Annotated in this window: 14 protein-coding genes; 10 read left to right on the plus strand and 4 right to left on the minus strand. The window is 71.4% G+C overall.

The window, feature by feature from the left end; genetic code table 11:
- Window positions 1-374: 374 nt before the first annotated feature.
- From ACVJO7_RS23590 to ACVJO7_RS23600, 3 genes are all read right to left on the minus strand, one after another.
- The gene (locus tag ACVJO7_RS23590; RefSeq protein ID WP_491674668.1) at window positions 375-737 is read right to left on the minus strand and encodes a hypothetical protein; all 363 of its coding nucleotides are present in this window, start codon (window positions 735-737) and stop codon (window positions 375-377) included.
- A gap of 143 nt (window positions 738-880) precedes the next feature.
- Window positions 881-1,267 carry an RsmA family anti-sigma factor gene (locus ACVJO7_RS23595; protein ID WP_491674669.1) on the minus strand — a complete coding sequence of 129 codons (387 nt, stop codon included), beginning with the start codon at window positions 1,265-1,267 and terminating at the stop codon, window positions 881-883.
- A 19-nt stretch (window positions 1,268-1,286) separates the two neighbouring features.
- Window positions 1,287-2,051, minus strand: a complete 765-nt coding sequence (locus ACVJO7_RS23600) for an RNA polymerase sigma factor (protein WP_491674670.1) — start codon at window positions 2,049-2,051, stop codon at window positions 1,287-1,289.
- Window positions 2,052-2,377: 326 nt separating this feature from the next.
- Between ACVJO7_RS23600 and ACVJO7_RS23605 the strand changes: the two genes are divergently transcribed.
- Complete coding sequence (locus tag ACVJO7_RS23605) at window positions 2,378-6,283, plus strand: nSTAND1 domain-containing NTPase (RefSeq protein ID WP_491674671.1); 3,906 nt, start codon at window positions 2,378-2,380, stop codon at window positions 6,281-6,283.
- Here ACVJO7_RS23605 and ACVJO7_RS23610 read toward each other — a convergent pair.
- Window positions 6,223-7,626, minus strand: coding sequence for a MurL-like N-terminal domain-containing (locus ACVJO7_RS23610; RefSeq protein WP_491674672.1), 1,404 nt, complete (start codon window positions 7,624-7,626; stop codon window positions 6,223-6,225). The genes ACVJO7_RS23605 and ACVJO7_RS23610 overlap by 61 nt on opposite strands.
- A gap of 432 nt (window positions 7,627-8,058) precedes the next feature.
- Here ACVJO7_RS23610 and ACVJO7_RS23615 point away from each other — a divergent pair, with 432 nt between their 5' ends.
- The 9 genes from ACVJO7_RS23615 to ACVJO7_RS23655 all read left to right on the plus strand — a co-directional run bounded on the left by ACVJO7_RS23615 (window position 8,059) and on the right by ACVJO7_RS23655 (window position 19,242).
- Window positions 8,059-9,093, plus strand: a complete 1,035-nt coding sequence (locus tag ACVJO7_RS23615; protein WP_491674673.1) for a hypothetical protein — start codon at window positions 8,059-8,061, stop codon at window positions 9,091-9,093.
- Window positions 9,094-9,112: 19 nt separating this feature from the next.
- Complete coding sequence (locus tag ACVJO7_RS23620) at window positions 9,113-10,420, plus strand: MinD/ParA family ATP-binding protein (protein WP_491674674.1); 1,308 nt, start codon at window positions 9,113-9,115, stop codon at window positions 10,418-10,420.
- Window positions 10,420-11,544: a glycoside hydrolase family 16 protein gene (locus tag ACVJO7_RS23625; protein ID WP_491674675.1), complete on the plus strand. Its 1,125-nt coding sequence runs from the start codon at window positions 10,420-10,422 to the stop codon at window positions 11,542-11,544. The genes ACVJO7_RS23620 and ACVJO7_RS23625 overlap by 1 nt, the downstream gene beginning before the upstream one ends.
- Before the next feature lie 161 nt (window positions 11,545-11,705).
- Complete coding sequence (locus tag ACVJO7_RS23630) at window positions 11,706-14,237, plus strand: transglycosylase family protein (protein WP_491674763.1); 2,532 nt, start codon at window positions 11,706-11,708, stop codon at window positions 14,235-14,237.
- A gap of 4 nt (window positions 14,238-14,241) precedes the next feature.
- Window positions 14,242-15,198: a trypsin-like serine peptidase gene (locus ACVJO7_RS23635; RefSeq protein WP_491674676.1), complete on the plus strand. Its 957-nt coding sequence runs from the start codon at window positions 14,242-14,244 to the stop codon at window positions 15,196-15,198.
- The gene (locus ACVJO7_RS23640) at window positions 15,195-16,223 is read left to right on the plus strand and encodes a hypothetical protein (RefSeq protein ID WP_491674677.1); all 1,029 of its coding nucleotides are present in this window, start codon (window positions 15,195-15,197) and stop codon (window positions 16,221-16,223) included. Before ACVJO7_RS23635 ends, ACVJO7_RS23640 begins: the two co-directional genes overlap by 4 nt.
- 48 nt (window positions 16,224-16,271) lie before the next feature.
- Window positions 16,272-16,604 (plus strand): hypothetical protein, encoded by a 333-nt coding sequence (locus ACVJO7_RS23645; protein WP_491674678.1) that lies wholly within the window; start codon window positions 16,272-16,274, stop codon window positions 16,602-16,604.
- 11 nt (window positions 16,605-16,615) lie between these two features.
- On the plus strand, window positions 16,616-17,440 hold the full coding sequence (locus ACVJO7_RS23650) for a hypothetical protein (RefSeq protein WP_491674679.1): 825 nt from the start codon (window positions 16,616-16,618) through the stop codon (window positions 17,438-17,440).
- The gene (locus tag ACVJO7_RS23655) at window positions 17,437-19,242 is read left to right on the plus strand and encodes a TrbL/VirB6 family protein (RefSeq protein ID WP_491674680.1); all 1,806 of its coding nucleotides are present in this window, start codon (window positions 17,437-17,439) and stop codon (window positions 19,240-19,242) included. Before ACVJO7_RS23650 ends, ACVJO7_RS23655 begins: the two co-directional genes overlap by 4 nt.
- The last annotated feature ends 41 nt before the right edge of the window (window positions 19,243-19,283 follow it).

Raw genomic sequence — 19,283 nt, forward strand, 5'->3', positions numbered from 1 at the left:
GCCGCGGCGCGCGGCTGGCGCGGATCCCGAAGGAGTCCGCGTGGGGCTGCTCACCGAGGGGGAGCTGGTGGAGCAGGCAAAGCTGGGAGGGGCCGGAGGCCAGGGTGACGGCGCCGTGCTCGTAGCAGAGCGTGCAGAACCCGGAGCCCGCCGCCGGCGAGCGCCCCGGATCTGGGCACGACGAACTCACCCCGTGTCTGTGGTGGTTGGCTTCCGGCCCAGGATGTATCCTGGACACGCGAAAGCGCCCCTTCTTGAGCGGTTGGGGATGGGCCCCGGTTCGCCGGGGCTACGGCGTCACCTCGGGTGCTGGACCGAGCGACGCAGAGAACGAACCGAGGCGGCCCCTGTGGCGGGGGCCGCCTCGTTCTCGTTTATGAGGCCGTCGTCAGGCGCGCCTCCGAGTGTGTGGGGTACTGCACCGGGAGTTGCCCGGTCAGGTCGGTTGCGTATCGGAGCCCGACCTGGATCAACGCCCCCGACACGATCCCAATCCCGCGGTCGAGGTCGAGAGCCAGTTCCCGCACCTGCTGATCGATCGCCGGCGGGATCCGCACGGTGAGTTCGGCGACCTCCGCGCGACGCAGCTGCAGTGGCAGCGGGTCGACCAGCGCCTCACGGCGCTGCAGTCCGATCGTGAGGAGTTCGGCACCGATTTCCGACCAGGTGATCCCGCGCTGGGCAGCGAGGTCTTTCACCGGCCGTTCAGCGGCGAGCGGGAGCCGCGAGAAGCGCACAACGCGAGGACCCTTGTATGGACGTCCTCCCCGGCCACCGGTTGATCTACGGGACATGCCAGCCATCCTCACCGATACTTCTGAAACCTGGAAGGCGACACGCGGGACCCGGCCGAGCGGAATTGGCCCGGGTCCGGGCACTCTCATTCGTCGTCCCCAGGGCTCTCGGGGCAGTGGTCCTCCGGAGCCGGGTCGGTGATCCCCACACTATCCGGCGCGTCGGGTGAGTCGGGTGGGTCGGCGCGGTACCCGTGGGCTCGGCGTTCGGCCTCGCGCGCGATCGCCGATTGCCATCGGGCGGCCACGTGGGGCGGGACGTGGAGCGGGTCGTGCGCGTTGGGCGGGTCTGGGAACTCGGTCTCGACTGCGGCGAGGTCGGCCAGCATGCGCTGGGCGAGGTCAGGGTTGTGGTCCATCAGGATGCGTAGCCGTTCCTCTTCTCCGGCGGTGAGTATGCCGGCCCGCAGGTCCGCCAGGTCCTCCCAGCTAAACGGTGCCTGGGAGTTGGGGTCCTCGGGCGGTGTGGTCACAGCCGCTCCGATGCGCTGGTCAGTAGAGGAGACTCGCGGAGGAGTCTAAAAGGTTCCCGCTATCTTGGCGTGCCTGCGCCCGGAGCTGTGCCCGGGCGGCGTTGGCCCGGTTGATGCGGCTGCGGACGGTCCCGATGGGGACGTCGAGGACCTCAGCGGCTTCGGCGTAGGAGAGCCCGTTGACCTTGACCAGCTCGAAGGTGCGGCGCCACGGGCGGGGAATCTGGGCCAGCGCCGCAGCGATGAGGGCCCGGTCTGTGACCGCCTCCGCGGGGTCGGCACCGACCTGTTCGGTACCGGCCAGGCGGCTGGCGGAGATGTCGGTGACGCGGCGTTGGTCGCGTTGCCGGTGGCGGGCGGCGGTGCGGGCGGTGTTCTCGATGATCGTGCGGAGCCAAGCTCCGACCGAACTGCGGCCGGCGTAGGTGTGGGCGCTACGGAAGGCTCGCAGGAGGCCGTCTTGCACCGCGTCGTCGGCGTCGTCGTGGTTTTCGAGGACCCGTAGGGCGACGATGCGCAGCAGGGTGCGGTGGCGTCGGATCAGCTCGTTGAACGACTGTGGGTCGCCGTCCAGATGGGCGCGCAACAGGTCGGCGTCTGCGGGCGAGTCGAGCGCTCGGACCCGCGCGCCAGTGGCACGGCTGGGGCCGGCGCTGTCGATAGTGGACGTGCCCCTGATGCCCCGGATGGCGGCCGGTGCGAGTGCGTGTCGAGTGAGCGGGATCGACCCAGCGGGGGGATCGCTGTTCTGAGTCGACGCGGTCAGATTCGCGCAGTCGGACATTCAGCTGACACCTCGGCTTATACGATGCTCCCCTCAGACGTGACTCAGCGTGGCGCGAAGGAGACACAGCGTGGGCCGGACGTGTCGGAAGTGGAGCGCTTGCCCAGGTCAGGACGGGTCGATTCGTTGATCAGTGAGCATCCCCGTGGGGTTGTCAGCGTGGGCGCACCGCAGTGGCTCGTGGGGTACTTCGACGCTGTACGCCAGCGGCGACCCAGCGTGGGCAGAACGTGTCGGAAGTGGAGCGTTTGCCCAGGTCAGTAGGGGTGAAGTCGTTGCTCAGTGAGAATTCTGTGGGGGTGTAGGTGGCTGCACCGGAGTGGTTCGTGGCGTACTTGGACGAGCTGCGCCGGGTGCCGGGCTCGCGGCCGGCATCGGCACGAGCGCTGGCTGAGTGGGCAGCACAGGTCGGCGATGACGAGGCACCGTCGCGCCCCACCATCAACCGCTGGCTGAGCGGTACCACCTTGCCCACCAGCTTCCGCCCACTGGAGCTGACGGTGCTCGGGGTCCGGGAACACAGCAGGAACCCGCCGCACCAAGTCCGGGAAACACTGCTGCGGCCGGCGTGGTGGCACGACGCTTATGAACGCGCGCTGCGCGAGTCCGGCCGCGGGAACACCGCTGACGGCCACGCACCACAGATCATCTATCAAGGCCTGGAGCCGTTCGGCCGCGCCGATGCCGAGCGGTTCTTCGGCCGCGACCGTGACATCGAGGCGATGCGTGCCCGGCTCGGCAGTCTGCACCAGTCGCCGACCGGTGGCGTCCTGATCGTTCTGGGGCAATCCGGGATCGGGAAGAGCAGCCTGCTCGCGGCGGGGTTGCTGCCCGCCCTCGAGCGGCACGGACTGGGCACGGACACCACGGTCACCGGCTGGCCTGCGGCAGTTGTCACTCCCGGACCAAACCCGCTGCGTACTCTCGCAGAGGCCCTCGACGCCGGCGGCGGTGCGACGGCGGATGCGGAGGAGGCCGGACTGCCGACGGCCCCCGGCCGCCGGATGATTCTGGTGGTCGACCAGTTCGAGGAGATCTTCCAGGTTGACCAGGCGGTCCGGCATCGGTTCGTGACCGCCCTCGTCGACGCGGCCACGCCACAGGACGCGGGCGCGGGCGCGGCGGTCGTCGTGATCGCCTGTCGCAACGAGTTCTATCCGGACCTGCGGCGGATACCGTCGTTGAAGCTGGCGCTCGACGCTCCGTTCAACTTGGATCCGCTCACCGGCGAGGCGTTGACCGACGCGGTTAAGGAACCGGCCCGGCGCGCGGGCATCACTGTCGGCCCCGGTCTCGTCGAGAGGCTGCTCGCCGATGCTGGGGTGAGCGACGGGGGGATGATCGAGGGCAAACTGCCCCTGATTTCGCACGTGCTGCGTCTGATGAATCAGTCCGGGCCGATGACTGTCCGCGCCTACGAGCGGGTCGGGGGGATCGACGGAGCCGTCGCCCATACCGCCGCAGCGGCCTGGGACGAGCTCCAGCGTGCCGGGCTCGAGGACACCGCATTGTCGTTGCTCGTACGACTGGTGCGGGTCGGGGACTATCCCGGCTATGACACTCGGCGCCACCTGGACCGGGACGAGTTGCCCGGCCCCGGGGACGGCCGCACCGGGCGGGCGCTGGAGATCCTGGCCGATGCGCGCCTGGTCACCATCGGCGAGGACACCGTCCAGATCACCCACGAGGCCCTGATCCGGGCCTGGCAACGGCTGCGCGACACGATCGACAGCGAACGCGCGGACCATGTGCTGCGCCAGAACATCGCGCTACGGGCTCGGCAATGGGACGAGGCCGGACGGTCTCCCGATCAGCTTCTGCGGGGCACGGTGCTCGCCGACGCGCACCGAGTCACGGCCGGCAGCGTCGCCCACCTCGACGACGTATCGCGCGAGTTCCTCGCCGCCGGCGACAGGCAGGAACACCTCGCCGCGACCCGCCGCCGACGCCAGTGGGCCGCAGCGATCGTGGCCGCGGTGCTGATCGTCACTGCGGGGGCCGTCGCGGTCATCGCAGCTGTGGCCGAACGCCAGGCCTCACAACGTGCCATCTTGTCCGAGGTCATCGCCCAGGCCAAGCAGCTCACGCCCACCGACACATCGCTGGCCGCCCAGCTCTGGCTCACCGCCTATCGGATGCAGCCCAGTCCCGAGCTCTACACCGCGCTGCTGAGCACCCAAAACACGGCGTTGTCGCGGCCGCTGCACGGCCACACCGACAACGTGCGGGGCGTGGGTCAGATCGACTCGACGATCATCAGCGCGGCAGAGGACGGCACCATCCGGCTGTGGTCCACCAGACCCGACGGGCCGCCGCCGTCCACGCTGACCGCGCCGGGCCCTGTGACCAGCCTGGACATCGATCCCGCCCGCCACCTCATGATCACGGGCGCGGGCGGAGAAGGGCCCGGCCAGAGCACCGTTCGCCTCTGGAACATCCGCGATGTGCGCCACCCCGTCCCACTCTCTCCGCAACTGCCGGTCGAGGCCGGCCAACGTATCGGCGGCCTGACCACCAGCGCGGATGGACGACTGCTGGCCGTCGCGGTCACCGATGGCACCACCCGGCTGTGGAACATCGCCGACCCGACCCGCCCGGTCGACTTGGGGGTGCGACTGCCCGGTACGACCGCAGATGTCTACGGGAGCCACGTGGCGATCAGCCCGGATAACCGGACTCTGGCGGTGGCCGGCGCCGATGGCAACACTCGGCTGTGGAACATCGCCGACCCGACCCGCCCGGTCGAACTGTCGCCGCTGCCCAGCGGAACAGGCATCGCCCACGCGGTCGCCTTCGCCCCGGACCGAGGGATTCTGGTCACCGGGGGCGGCAATAGCGTCCTGCGGCTGTGGGACCTCGCCGACCCGGCCCGTGCACGCCTGATCGGACAAACACGTAGCGGCCTGGATGCCTCGCCGTCGATCCTCTCAGTAGCGATCAGCCCGGATGAGCAGACGGTCGCGGTCGGTAGCGCGGATAACACGGTCACGCTGTGGAACATCAGCGATCCAACCCAGCCGAGCCCGGTCGGGCGGCCGCTGGCCGGGCACACCCGCGGCATCGGTGTACTGGCATTCGGCCCCGACGGGCACACCTTGATCACCGGTACGGCTGATGACACCGTGCGGGTGTGGTCGTTGCCCGCTACTCGCCTGTCCGGGGTGGCCGGGAACGTGACCTCCGTGGCCTTCAGCCACGACGGGGATACCCTCGCCGTCGGTGGCGGCGGCGATGACAACTCTGTGCACTTGTGGGACACCACCGACACCGCAGCTCCGGTGCGCGCGGCCGCACCGCTGCCGCTGCCGGGCAGCGGGTCCGTAGACTCGTTGGCGATTACTACCGATGACGTGCTCGCCGCCGTGAGCGGTCACACCGTCCGGATGTGGAACATCCGCGACCCTCACCACCCTCGTCAGATCGGTGCCGACGTGTCCCTGCCCGGTGTGGGCGCCGGCGTGGCCATCAGCCCCGACCGGCAGACGTTGGCTGTGGGCACCGACGAAGGCCTGACTCGGCTGTTTAGCCTCGCGGACCCGGCCCGCCCGACCGCGCTGGCCGGACCGCTGCCCTCCACTCCGGACGAGTTGGTGTCCGCTGTCGATTTCAGCCCGGATGGGCGGGTCCTGGCCACCGCGGGCAACGATCATGAGGTTCGGCTGTGGGACGTCGCCGACCCGGCGCGGCCGCGACCGATCGGTGGTCCGCTCCGTGGGCACACTGACGACATCTATCAGGTGGCGTTCAGCCCGGACGGGACGCGGTTGGCCAGTGTCGGCGCCAACCACACCACCCGAATCTGGGATCTCAGCGATCCGAGGCGGCCACGCGAAGAACAGCCACTGCTCAAACAGACCGAGTCGGTCGGGGGTGTCTCGTGGAGCCCGGACGGAACCACCTTGGCGACGGGCAGTAGCGACATGACCGTGGCGCTGTGGGACATGACCAACCCGGACGGTGGGCGCTCGATCGGCGAGCCGATCACCGGGCATACCGACAACATCTACGCCACCAGTTTCGGCACTGACGGCGTCCTCGCCAGCGGGGGCCGCGACAGAACCGCACGGTTGTGGCACCTCGACGTCGACCGCGTGATCGGGCGGGTGTGCGCGGCCACACCCGGCACGTTGACGCCCGAGGCATGGGACGCGTACGTGTCCCCGGACCGGTCCTACGAGCCGCCCTGTGTCGCCTTCGCCGAGGCCGACCACCGCTCCAACGCGTGGCGATAAGCTCGGGGCGCGCCGTGCGCCTGATCGGCCTGCCACACCTGAGCTATTGCTGCCTCCGGTACCGGCGGTAGCCGGGCCGTCAGGTCGGCGACCACAGCCGCGTCCCGCCACCGGGAATCCTCGGCCAACATGGCGACCGCGACTCGCGCCTCAGTGACCTCACCGACGCACTCGAACGGCTTGTGATCCGCCAGCCCGACCAGCTCTCGGTAACCGAGAAGCTGAGCCGGGTCGTCGAGGAGATTGTGACCGACGATCCCCACCAGTCGAGCCGTGTCCATGAACGGTGCCAAGCCCAGGAACACGAACCTGCACTTCGCGCAGTCCTGGCACCACCGCCCTTGCCAATCCTCCCGGACTCTGCGCGCCGCAACGTTGCAGCTGGTCAGTAGCGCATCGTAGGTGGTTGTCGAGGCGAACAGCCGAGAGATCGCCAGTTCGGACAGTCCGCCCAGCAGCGAGAAGCACGCAGTGCTGATACCCGCGTGCTCGCGCACGGCCTCGGCAAACAGCTTCTCGGCGGCCCGGGTCTTCGACCACTGGTGATTGATCTGCCGACCCCGCCAGGTCATGTTGACCTCATCGGCGGAGCGCTCGTTGGCCATCACCACGGGCCCGAGCCCGTGCAACACCGACAGGGCAACCCCCGCCATTGAGTTGATCGCGGTGACCGGGACGTGCCCGATGCGCAACACGTTCTCGGCCAACATGCGGGTCATCCGCGGGTCCGGGCGGCGGAGTATCGATAGTGTCGGGCCCGGCCCCTGGGCCATGATCTCAGCGATCGACGCTGTCGGGGTCTTCGTCACAGTGAACGTCGCCGGCTCCACACCACTGGCGATGAGTGTCTCCAGCGCGACGATGGAATCCCGGCCGCCCCCCATCGCGACGACGGGAACGCGCCCGCCCTCGCCGTGGTCGTGGTGCTGGCGGGCTGGCACCTTATCGTGGGTGCGCACTGGCACGTCCAGTACGTGCTCCAGCGTCCAGCGGTAGGCGAACTCGGCCAATCCGTGGTGATAGAGCTGCTCGGCCCACTGAGCAGCAGCCGGCGACAGCGGCACGGAGTCCACCGCCACCGTTTCCGGGGCCACTGCCTTGTAGTACACCGTTCCGACGGCGATGTAGAGCAGTTCGAGCACCCGTGTGAGGGGCTCGAGAACCGCTGGATCCGGGCCGCCGGCAGGCAGCGGGAACTCTATGGTCTCGGTGAAGGACAGTCGCTGGGCGCTGCCCTCGTGCGCGAAGTCGAATTCCGCAACGCCGGTTTCCGGCTCGAAGCGCATCCCGGAATAGACAAACGTGTGAATGTCGGCGAAGCGGCTCTCATCCAGCCAGTCCACAGGGTGCCCTTCTCATCGTCGCGGGACGTGTCTGTGCTCAGGGCCGCTGGCGGGGCGGTCCATCCAGAGCGGCAGGCAGGAGAACGACGCTACCGCCCGCCACCGGCTGCTCTCGATCGTCCCAACCGCGGCGCACTCCGGGGCGGTGAGTCCCCGGGGATGCCGGGCCCCGCCCGCACGGTTCCTCGAAAAAGTTCCTCCTGTCGGGAACTTTGCCCCTCCCCGGGCAGGTCTCCTCTCGAACCGCCATCGCGGGGGTGTGCTCCGGGCGACTGTGTGCCGCCTGTGGGACAGCCGCGTCGACCGGCGGGTTCCGGAGCGGTTGCGGTCGAGGAAGGGAGCTCAAGTGGTGCCAAGGCGTGGCGTGTACCACTCGGAGCGGTTGACAGCGGCAGCGCACACCGACCTCATCCGAGGGGCGGGGCGGTAGCGATGCCCAAGGCGAAGACCCGGCCGGGCCCGCAGTGGCGCACGGCGCCGGGCCTCGGCACAGGACCCGCCGGGGACGACTCTTGTGCCCCTGACTCCCCTGATGCGGCCTCCCGGCAGGAACTTTCCCCGCGGCTTCGCCCACAGTCGCGCCGTCGGCCAGAGCCGACGCACGACTCGACGACCGCGCCGGAACCAGCCCCGCCCGCCGAGGCCGCCGCGGACGCCGGCAGCGGCGAGCAGGAGCTCTACACCCACACCACGCCGAACCTCGGTGATGGAGCGCCCGGCCACGAGGCGGTGGCCACGCCCGTCACCGGGCTGGCAGATCTGCCGCCGGATGCACCAGGCTTCGGCGCCGACGCGAGCACGGCTCCGCCGGCGATGCGTGCTCTCGCCCCGGAGCCCGAGTTGGCGGCCCCGCAGGTCCCACTCAATGTGGAGTTGCCAGAGCAGCCTCCTCTCAACGGTCGGCGTCCGGTCGAGCAGGCACGCCGGCCCGAGCCGGGCCGGGCCTCGGTGACCCGGTATGTGGCGGGCGAGGACTCGTTCTCCCGGTCGGTGCGGTCGCTGGAGCCGATCTCGGATCTGGAGGCGACCGCGTTCGCCGGCCGGTTCGCGGCGGATTTCCAGTCCTACGACCAGGACCGGCCCACTCGCCGTGCGGAGGTGTTGCAGCCGCTGCTCGCCGACCCCCAGGCCTGTACCTGGGGGTGGGCGGGCGAGGGCAGGCAGCGCGCTGATTCACCACAGCCGAACCGGATCTACCGGCGCTCGGATGTCGTGGTGTTCGTCGAGGTCATTGTGCGGATCACGCCGTATGCGCTCGCCTCCCCCTCGCCTGACCCTGCTCCGGAGCCGGAGGAGACGCCGGACCCGCCGGGGCTGTTGGGTCCGTCGAGTGCTCCCTCGGCCGCGGACCCGCGGTGGGTGGCGGGGGGCTCGAGTTGGGTCCGGATGACCGTGCCGATAACCCGCGCCCCTGACGACGGCCGCCTGGTCGTCGACCCCCATCTGGTCCCCGACCCGTCCGCCTGATCCCGCGAGGTAGCCGCTCATGACATCGACCAATCACACCCGGCCCGAGACGAACAACGACACACCGTGGACCCCGGACAGCGCCAGCCTCGCGTGGATGTCCACTCCCCCTCCGTCATCGGGCAGCGGCCCCCGTGACGAGGCGCAGCAGGCGCCTCCCGCCGCCGAGGCCCGCCGGACCCGTGAACCGGCCCAGGTCTCCGCTCCCCCTGGCGAGGCTCCGCCCCGCGAGGACAGGGCCGAGCCCGGCCGCGCGACCGCGCCGAGTGCGCCCGCGGCGGCCCCGCCGGCAGCGGGCCCGCCCCGTGGCCCCGCGCACGAGGAGCCGACCGAGCACTATGGCGCGGCCCCGCCCTTTCCGGGTGGGGCCCCCGAACCGTTCGTCAACGCCGTCCGGTCGCGGGCGACGGCGCCGAAGCAGGGCTGGCGAGCCGCGCTGTACCGGACCACGGGCCTCAACCCCGGCCTGTCCCGGACCGAAGAGCTGCTGATCGGGCAACAGCGCAAGATCCGCACGCCGATGGACGGCTCGCATTCGGTGATGGTGAGCTCGTTGAAGGGCGGCGTCGGGAAGACGACGGTCTCGGCGCTGCTGGCCCTGTTCTTGGCCGAAGGGCGCGGCGAGCGGGTCGTGGCCGTGGACGCCAATCCCGACGCCGGGACGCTGGGCGACCGCCTGGTCGGTGAGACCGAAGCCGCACAGCTGACCGTGCGCAAGCTGCTCAACAACCTCGACCAGATCCGCAGCTTCAGCGACCTGTCCCGCTATGTGCACCTAATCAATCGGTTGCAGGTGGTGACCTCCGAGCAGGAACCCGAGTCCAGTGAGGCGTTCTCGCAGAAGGACTACGAGGCCATCGTGTCCGTTTTGTCTCGATTCTGCCAGGTTCTGGTGACCGACAGTGGTACTGGCATTACGCATTCGGCGATGCAGGGCGGTCTGGCCCGGTGTGACTCGCTGGTCATCGTGGGGTCACTGACCCAGGATGCGGCCTCGCGGGCGGCGAAAACGCTGAACTGGCTGGCCGCGCGCCAGTGGTCGGATCTGGCGAAGAAGGCCGTAGTTGTGCTGTCTCAGGATCGGGACAGCACGTTCATCGACAAGCAGCCGATTCTGGATCACTTCCAGCAGCGCTGCCGCGCAGTCCTCACGCTGCCCCCGGACCCGCACCTGCAGGCCGGCGGGCAGATCGACCTCGACGCACTCAAGCCGGCGACCCGCGCCGCCGCGCGCGAGATCGCCGCAACTGTGGCCGAGGGCTTCTACGGCTGCCCGACCTCGCTGGGCCGTCCCGCGGGTGAACGTCGGCCCGGCGTGGCCTGGTAATGGGTTCCCTGCTCGTGGCGCGGTTCGGGACCGCGCTGTCACTGTCGGCGTCACTGACCGCCTCGGCGCTGGCCCCGGCCGCGCCGGCCGAGGAAGACGTCGAGTGTGGGTGGCGGATCACCGCCACCCACGTACTCGCCGAGCTCGACGGGGATGACTCCGCGCGTGCCCAGGAGCTGCGCGAAGCACTGATCGACGTGGGTGCCGACGAGCCGGACTTCGTGCCGGAGTCCTGCACCGACAGCGGCTCCGGCGGCGATGACGCTGGTTCCGGGAGTGGTCCGGGTTCTGGGGCCGGTTCTGGTTCGGGTTCGGGATCCGGTAACGACTCGAGTTCGGGTGGTGGCTCGGGCTCGGGGGAGCAGGGCGCGACCGCAGCCGAGGCGTTCGGCTGGGGTGAACCCGATGTCGTCGACGACTTCGAATCCGCCGGGCTTGAGGGCTGGAACCTCTATGACGGTCCCGGTCACGCCGGTAACGGTGTCCGGTCTCCGGATGCGGCGTCGGTGTCCGACGGGATCTTGACGATCAACGGCACCGCCGATGGCACCACCGGTGGGATGGCCTGGGGCAACTCCCAGCAGTACGGCCGGTGGGAAGTACGGATGAAGGCCCCGCAGGGCGATGAGGCCTACAACGCGCTGGCGTTGTTGTGGCCGACCGCGGAGAACTTCCCGGTCGGTGGCGAGGTCGATTTCGCCGAGATCATGGACTCGAGCCGGCAGAAGGTCGAGCTGTTCCTGCACTACGGCGAGGACAACAGCCAGGTCCACGGCGAGGTCGAGGTCGACGCGACCGAGTGGCACAACTACGCCGTCGAGTGGACCCCGGACGGGATCACCGCATTCCTCGACGGCGAACAGTGGTGGAAGACCACCGACACCTCGATCCTCCCGCCGGGGCCGATGCACCTGTGCCTGCAGCTGGACTGGTTCCCCGACAACGGCGGCGGTGGTGGCGAAGGCGAAGTCCACTACGACTGGGTCAAGCAGTGGTCGGTCGGTGAAGGCGAGCAGTCCTCGACCGATTCCGAGGGCAGCGACGGGTCCACCGACTCCGATTCGAGCACCTCGCTGACCGAGGAAGAAAACAGCAAGGGCGGGCGTATGGCCGCAGCCCGGTGAGCCGCGCTGCGCGGCCCGTTCGACCCCTTTTCGGTTTCTGGTGAGTCCCCCCGACACGTCGGAGTCCTGTTATGCCTCGTCCCCGCACACGCCGGCCCTCCTGGGCCGCTCATGTCCCGCGCCGCTCGCACGCCCCGGCGCTGCGCCGCTCGACCGTGGCCATGCTCACCGCCGGGGCGATGCTCGGGCTGACCGCGTTCTCGATCAGCCCCCTGCCGGCGCAGCTGGGCCTGACCGCCGAGTCCTGCAACACCGGCAAAGCGATGCGCCAGCTCGACGCCGCCCGCGAAACCCGCTCCCAGACCCGGGCGCTGTTGACCGATCTGGCGGTGAGTACCGACCCGCGCGCCCACGGCCTGGCCCGCGAGATCAGCGGCCTGGGGTTCACCCCGGCCACCCACGAACCGGGCTGGCGGCAGAAGGCCGTGGACGTCTCCGACCAGCTCAACGGCACCACCGACCCGCAGCTGCGCCAGGTCGCGATCCGGCTGGCCAAGGCCGGCTACGGCCCGACCCCGGCCGATCTGCTGCCCAAACAGGCCCCACCCCCCGACGATGGCGGGGGCCCGCTGGAGGGGATCGGCCAGTCCCTCGGTGGCGCCGCGGACAGCGCGGTCGGCGCGGTCGAATCCGCGGGCGAGGCCGCCAAGAACGCGGTCGCGCCACCCCCGGCGGTGAGCAGCTCCGGCGAGGGCGCCGCGGCGGCGGCGAACCCGGACCGCCAGGCCGAACCGCCGTTGCCGCAGACCTGCATGGACCAGGCCGAAGCCACCACCGCCCCGGCCGTCAACGCCCCCGCCGCAGCACCTGCACCCGCTGCACCCGCTGCACCCGCTGCACCCGCTCAGGATCCCCCCGAGGACGAGGACGAGGGCGACGGCGCGTCGGAGTCCGCCGGCAGCGAACCGGCGGGTGGCGGCGAGGACAGCAGCGCAGGTGAGGAGGCGTCGGGCCCTGGCGGCAACGGTGAGGACTCCGCCAGCTCTGGCGGCGAGGGGTCCTCGGCCGGGGACGGCGATGACTCGGCCGGTGCGGGTTCCAACGATTCCACCGGCCCGGGCGGTGAGGACTCCCCAAGCACGGGTTCCGAGGACGTGTCCCGCTCCGATGCCGGTTCGTCGTCGGAGACCGACCGCGAATCGAGCAGCGATTCCCCGTCGTCCGGCGCGGACGACGAGGCCTCGGATGAGGGCGGTTCATCCGGGTCGCGCGACTCCGGCAGCACCAGCAGCTCCCCGGACGACGGAGAGTCCGGCGAGTCCGATGCGGGTGGTTCGGGGTCGGGGGGCTCCGGGTCGGGTGAGCGCGACTCCGACGGCGGATCGGCGCCGGACTCGTCGAGCTCGGAGAGCGACTCGGGCAGTGACTCCAGCTCGTCGAGCTCCTCGACCTCGTCGAGTGGCTCGGGCTCGGGGCAGGACATGGAGAAGGCACGCGCCGCGATGGACCTGCTCGGCGAGCTGATGCAGACCCTGGGCGCCAGCCAGGACGCCGAGGCCGGCACTGTGCGGGACTCGGTCTTGCAGGTGATGGATCGCGACCAGCTCGAGAAGCTCGGCGCCGACCCAGCGGATCTGGACAAGCTCGACGACCTCAACCTCGGCGACGCCGGCTCCGCGGGCTCGCCGGAGAGCTCCTCGAGCCCGGCTGAGACCGGCTCGTCGACCTCGGATCGGCCCGACTCGGGCTCGTCGAGCACCAGCAGCTCCGACGGGGAGGCGCCCAGCTCGGATGCCCCCGGTTCCGGCGGTTCGGACTCGATCAGCCGCGATTCCGACAGCAGCGACTCCCCGGCCGCGGGCGAGTCCGGTTCGCCCGACTCCGGCGGGTCCGCGGCACAGGACTCCGACATCAGCACGTCCACCACCCGCGACTCGGGCTCCGGCGCCGGCTCGGGCGGTTCGAGTGAGGGCTGGGAGGCCGGGGCGGAGAAGCTCGCCGAGCAGGTCAAGCAGGCCGCTGACGTCGACCCGGTGGCCGAGCAGCTCTCGGAGAAGCTCGACGCGATCGACCTGGTCGTGGACTCCGGCTCCGGCCCCGACAACAGCAGCACCGACAGCACCGGGTCCGACAGTTCTGGTAGCGACTCCGGGTCGGGTTCCTCCTCGGACGAGTCGGGCTCCCCCGATGAGGGCGCTAGCCCGGACGAGAGCACCAGCGCCGGTAGCGACTCCGGCATCAGCCGTGAGAGCAGCTCGACCGGTGCCGGTCCGGGTGCCAGCGGTGGCCCCGGTGCCGAGGAGGAGTCGTCCGGGGGCGAGCAGGGTGGTTCCGGTGACCAGCCCGGCGACTCCTCGTCGGGTGATGAGGCCGGACCGGGCGAGGAACGCCCGGAGCAGGCCGCGCCGGAGCAGAACGCGGAGCCGGTGCAGGGCGGCGAGGGTGAGCAGCCACGCGACCCCGAGGGGGCCCAGGCGGGCCCGGCTGCCACGGGCGGTGAGACCGCGGGTACCGACACGGCCACCTGGGACAAGCTCGCGCAGTGCGAGAGCGGCGGCGACTGGAGCACCAACACCGGCAACGGGTACGAGGGCGGTCTCCAGTTCAGCCCGTCCACCTGGCAGGCCTACGGCGGGCAAGGCTCGGCGTCCGAGGCGAGCAAGGAAGAGCAGATCGCCGTGGCCGAGAAGGTCCAGGCCGAGCAGGGCTGGGGTGCATGGCCGGCCTGCACCAAGAAGCTGGGCATCGCCTGAGCCGATGCGTATGTCCAGGTGGAGCACGGTGTCGGTGGCCGCGGTGATGACCGTGGCCCTGGCAGTCGTGCTGTGGTCCTCCGGCGCCCCAGTAGGGGGCCGGATGGTGGGGCTCGGGTCGGTCGTGCCGTGGGGGTCGGCCGACCCGAGGTCCCCGCTGCAGGACCCACCGCCGGTGCGGGGGCAGGCCGGACCGATCGTCGGCGGCCTGTCAGCCTCCTCGGTCGGGGTGCTGGTCGTCGATGGTGGCCGCCACCAGTGCTCGGCCACCGTGGTCGCCTCCACGTCGCGGCGGCTGTTGGCCACTGCGGCGCACTGTGTGTGGCTCGACGGCGACTGGCGTGTGGACGGCGCGACGTTCATCCCCGGTTACGCCGGCGGTGAGGAGCCCCATGGCCGCTGGGCGGTCGACACCGCCTACGTCCCCCCGGCCTGGCAGGACGCCAACTCCCCGATCGAGGATGTCGCCGCGGACACCGACTTCGCGTTCGTGTCCCTGCTGCCCCGCGACGGGGTGCTGCCCGAGCAGACCCTCGGCGCGCAGGGCATTCGCTGGTCGGTGCCCGACACCGTCGAGGTGGCCGCGTTGGGCTATCCCTCGCTGGGCGCCTACGACGGCCAGTCGCTGCGCGGCTGCACCGGCTCCGCGGTGGTCGAGCCGTTCGCCCGGGCCACCGCCCCGGCTCCGGGTGAGGTCCTGGCCCTGGACTGCGACATGACCGAGGGCGCCTCCGGCGGCCCGTGGCTGGCCGGGCCGGACGCCGCCGCCGGTCGGGGCCAGGTCGTCGGGGTGGTCTCCGGCGGCGACGACACCGCCCTGGTCTCTCCCCGGTTCGGGCCGGTCGCGCGTGAGGTTTACGACGCCGCCGACTCGGCCTCCCAGATCACCACCCCACCCGCCCCAGCCAACACCGACTCGATGTCTGCCCAGATCGCCCCACGAGGAGGCAGCAACCGATGACCGCCGCCGAACAGAACCGGGCCGGACCGCCACACGCAGCACCGCGCAGCCCGTTCGAGCTCAACCACCGGCTCGGTGCTGCGGCGCGCTCGCGTGCCCCTCATCTGGGCGCAGTCGACAACGAGGCCATCGTCGACGCCACCTCCGCTGCCGCGGTCGCCGGCGGTCCCGGCCCGGACCCGGCTGACACGGCCGCGGATCTCGGCGCGGCGACCGAGACGGCGCAGGAGCGGGCCCGCCTCGAGTTCCCCGACACCCGCCCGGTGTCCTGGGCGGCATTCGGCGCGCTGGTCCCGGTCCTGGCCGGCTCCGCCGGTGCCGGGGCCTCCTGTGTCGCAGCGGCGATCACCGACGCGCTCCAGCTCGATCAGCGGTGTGCGCTGCTCGTCGACGCCGACGACCCTGCCCGCTCCGGTCTGGCCTGTGCCTCGTCGCAGGAAGGGCCGTGGCTGCGCCCAGTCAACGAGCACGTGTCGGTGCGCTACAGCTGGCGCGAAGACGCGCTGCTGGCCCGCCTGGAAACCCGGCTCCCGACGATCACCCCGGGGATGGTGCCGATCCCGCCGTCCTGGCTCCCGGATCCGGTACCGGACCCGCTGCACGCCACCGTGGTCGACCTCGGTCACGGCGGCTGGCGCGCCGCCGCCACCCCGATCTACGGGGCCGGAGGCTGGCTACGACGTGGCCTGCCCTCGCAGCGCCCGATCCTGGTCGTGCGCGCCACGCGGCCCTCGCTGCGCCAGGCCGAGCAGCTCCTCGCCCGCCTCGAGCCGTGGGTGCAGCGCGGCGTAGCCACCCCGGTCTATCAGTTGGTGGTCAACGGCGCCCGCAAATGGCCCGCCGGCGTCGCGGGCGCGGCCGGACCCCGGGTCGCCGCGCTGCTCGACGAGGCGTTGTTCGTCCCCCACGAACGCAGCTGGGAGATCGCCGGGGTCACCGACGACCCCAGCCCCGACCGCGCCATCGACGCTCTGCGACCCCTGCTCGCCTCATGGGGCCTGGTCACGTCCCCACGACGCCGCTGACCAGGCCCACCACCGGCCGAAACCCCCCACCGCCTGCGGAGGCACCCGATGTCTATCCCCCACCTGCTCACCGACACCCTGCTCACCCAGCTCAGCCAGGTCCACGTGCTGCCTGCCCAGGAGATTCCGAACCCCGGGCCGCAGGCCCCGCCCGGGGCGGGCGCGATCGAGGACGTCGTGAGCTACGTGCGCTGGATCGCCGGGATCTGCATCCTCGGCCTGTTCTTCGGCGGCATCGTCGCCGCCACCGCCGGGCGACTCTGGGACCACCACGGCTCCGGACGCCTCGGCGCCCGCATGATCGTCGGCAGCCTCGCCCTGGCCGTGCTGTTCGGGCTCGGCTACACCCTGGTCTCGCAGTTCGCAGGCTCCGCCGCGTGATGGCCCGCCTGATGAGCACCAACCAGGATTCTGCCGGTGGGAGTCGGGGCCGCGCGCTGCTGACCCTCGCAGGCGCCGCAGTGCTGGTGCTGGCGCTGCTGGTCGGCGTGGTCGTGTCGGTGACCAGCATGTTCACCAGCGACGGCTCGGTCTCCTCGGGGCCGGAGACGTCGACGGCGCCCGCTCCGGGCGGGGCGAGTGTCGGTAGCGGGCCGGAGGCCGAGGCAGCACTGGCCCGTCGCCCGATGCTCGATCTACCGATCGAGGCGGTCAGCCCGCGCACACTGAGCACCCGCACCGCCGGCCCCCCGATCACGCTGCCGCAGCCCTCGCAGGTCGTGGGCAGCCTGGTCGCGACCGGGTTCGACGACAGCGAGGAGGGGGCCCTCGCACAGCTGGCCGAGCTGACCAAGACCGGCCTGACCGGCGGGGACCCGCAGACCTGGGCTCGGGCCTATGCCTCGGTCGCTGAGCCGGGGGCTGTTCGGCCGGAGCAGACCCGCGTGTACCGGGACCTGGTCGACCTGCGTCGCGGCGCGAACATGCGCGAGACCGGGCCGCTGCGCTCCGGGATGACGATGTCCTGGACCCCGACCGGCGCGATGGTGAAGGGCAGCACCGACGACGGCTCCTACACCGTGGCCTGTGTGCTCGGCGAGTTCGTCGCCGACAACAACGGCCGCGTGGTCAACGCCGGGTGGGGCAACTGCCTGCCGATGCGCCGCGTCGGCGATCAATGGCGGGTCGCATCCGGGCCCACCGCGGCCCCGGCGCCCTCGGCCTGGCCGGGCAGCGACGAGGCCGTGGCCGCCGGGTGGCGGGAGATCCAGCGATGACCCCCACCCACGTCGTCGCCCCGACCCAGCCACCACCCGACGACGGCGGCGAAGGCGGGGGCGGCCCCGGGGTCGGCGACTACTTGTCGGACCCCATCGGCTCGGCCGCCGCGTCGGCGTTCAGCTCGGCGATGCAGGCGGTGTGGGATTCGGCGATCTGGCTGCTCAAGGGCGGCTTCGAGCTCGCCGACACGGTCTCGCAGGTCTCTCCGGGTGCTCTGACCGGAAACGACGCCGACAACCCCGACCCCGTCTCCGGGGCCCCTGCCCCGCCGGCCCCGCCGGCAGGCGCCGAGGGCGCGGTCGATCTGGGCTCGTTGTGGTCGACGATGGTGTGGCTGGCCGCGCTGATCGCGCTGGGCCTGTTCTTCTACCAGCTCGCCTCGGTGGCCGTGCGGGGCGGACGTGGCATGTTCCGCGCGGTGACCGGCCCGGTCCAGTTCGGGATCGCGCTGGCGGTGACCACCGGCGCGGTCGCGGTCCTGCTCACCGGCGCCGACGGGCTCACCCAGTTGTTCTTGTCCAATCTGGGTGAGCAGGGCAGCTTCACCGCGGTCCTGGACAACCCTGCGGTCGCCGACCGCTTCGGAGAGAATCCCGATCTTGGTGCGGACGTCGAGGACGGCGTCCGGTCGATGATCCTGGGCATCGCCGCGCTGTTCGGGATCATCCCGGCCGCGCTCGGCTTCGCCCTGGCGATGATCTTCCGCGCGGCGGCGATCATGGTGCTGATCGCGACCATCCCGATCGCGGCCGCGTGTCTGATCTCCGACTCGACCGCGTCGATGTTCTGGCGCGTGGTGCGCTGGCTGCTGGCCGCGGTGCTGATGAAACCCGCACTGGCGCTGGTCGTGGTCATCGGAGTGAACATCATGTCCCGCACCGAGGGTGTGGCCGGGCTGTTGGCCGGGACGGCGGTGCTGCTGATCAGTCTGTTCTGCCCGATGGTGCTCTACCGGCTGCTGGCCTTCGTCGACCCGGGCACGGGCGCGGGGATGGCCGTGCGCTCCGGCGGCGGATCCCGCAGCGGCGGTGAGCCGGGCGGCGACAACGGCGCCAGCGAAATGATCAACAACGCGCGGGCGACGCAGAAGGCCTACGACATCGGCAGCGGTAGCTCCAGCGCTGGCAGCGCCGCAGGTGGCGAGCTCGGTGGGAGCACCGCGACCGGGGGCGCGGGCACCGGTGCTGGGGCAGGTGGTTCCGCTGGTGGCGGGGCCGCGGCCGGTGGCGGCGCTGGTGGTGGCGCTGCGGGCGGTGCGGCTGCGGGTGCCGGGGTCGCCGGTGGTGCGGCCGCGGCGGCGGTGGTCGGCGGCTATCTGGCCACCAAAGCTCTCGGGCAGGCGGCGGGTGGCTACGGCTCGTCGCAGATGGCCCAGACCGGGATCGGGCATCCCGGCCCGGCCCCCGCAGCGGGGGCCAGCGGTGGACAGATCAGCTCCGCGGCCGGGGGTGCCTACAGCTCGACCTCCAATCGGATCGGGCAGTTCGCGGGCAGCAACAGCGGGCCGGTCGAAGGCGGAGACGCCGGCGAAGGCGGAGAGGGCGGCGACTCCGATGGTGGTCCGGAGCCGCCTCCGGTGGATCCCGGGCCACCCGAGCCCGGCCCACCTGACGGCGGCAACCCCGCCGCTGGCGGTGAAACGCAGGACCCTCCTGAGCCCCCTCTGGGCAACGCCGGCACGGACGGGGCCTCGACCACGCCGGCACCCGACACCCCCGGCCTGTCCTCACCCGGTCCGCCGCCCGAACCCGAGCGCCCGGCCCGGCCCGCCACCGACCGAGCCGACGGCAGCCGATGAACCACACCGTCGTCGTCGCCACGACGACCACGACACCGCAC

The sequence above is a fragment of the Pseudonocardia sp. DxW genome (genome assembly GCF_058448985.1).

Bases quoted from the DNA above. Each gene is read 5' to 3' on its own strand.
- ACVJO7_RS23620 (WP_491674674.1), top strand. From the start codon at position 9,113: ATGACATCGACCAATCACACCCGGCCCGAGACGAACAACGACACACCG.
- ACVJO7_RS23615 (WP_491674673.1), top strand. From the start codon at position 8,059: ATGCCCAAGGCGAAGACCCGGCCGGGCCCGCAGTGGCGCACGGCGCCG.
- ACVJO7_RS23650 (WP_491674679.1), top strand. From the start codon at position 16,616: ATGAGCACCAACCAGGATTCTGCCGGTGGGAGTCGGGGCCGCGCGCTG.
- ACVJO7_RS23655 (WP_491674680.1), top strand. From the start codon at position 17,437: ATGACCCCCACCCACGTCGTCGCCCCGACCCAGCCACCACCCGACGAC.
- ACVJO7_RS23630 (WP_491674763.1), top strand. From the start codon at position 11,706: ATGCTCACCGCCGGGGCGATGCTCGGGCTGACCGCGTTCTCGATCAGC.
- ACVJO7_RS23640 (WP_491674677.1), top strand. From the start codon at position 15,195: ATGACCGCCGCCGAACAGAACCGGGCCGGACCGCCACACGCAGCACCG.
- ACVJO7_RS23625 (WP_491674675.1), top strand. From the start codon at position 10,420: ATGGGTTCCCTGCTCGTGGCGCGGTTCGGGACCGCGCTGTCACTGTCG.
- ACVJO7_RS23645 (WP_491674678.1), top strand. From the start codon at position 16,272: ATGTCTATCCCCCACCTGCTCACCGACACCCTGCTCACCCAGCTCAGC.
- ACVJO7_RS23635 (WP_491674676.1), top strand. From the start codon at position 14,242: ATGCGTATGTCCAGGTGGAGCACGGTGTCGGTGGCCGCGGTGATGACC.
- ACVJO7_RS23600 (WP_491674670.1), bottom strand. From the start codon at position 2,051: ATGTCCGACTGCGCGAATCTGACCGCGTCGACTCAGAACAGCGATCCC.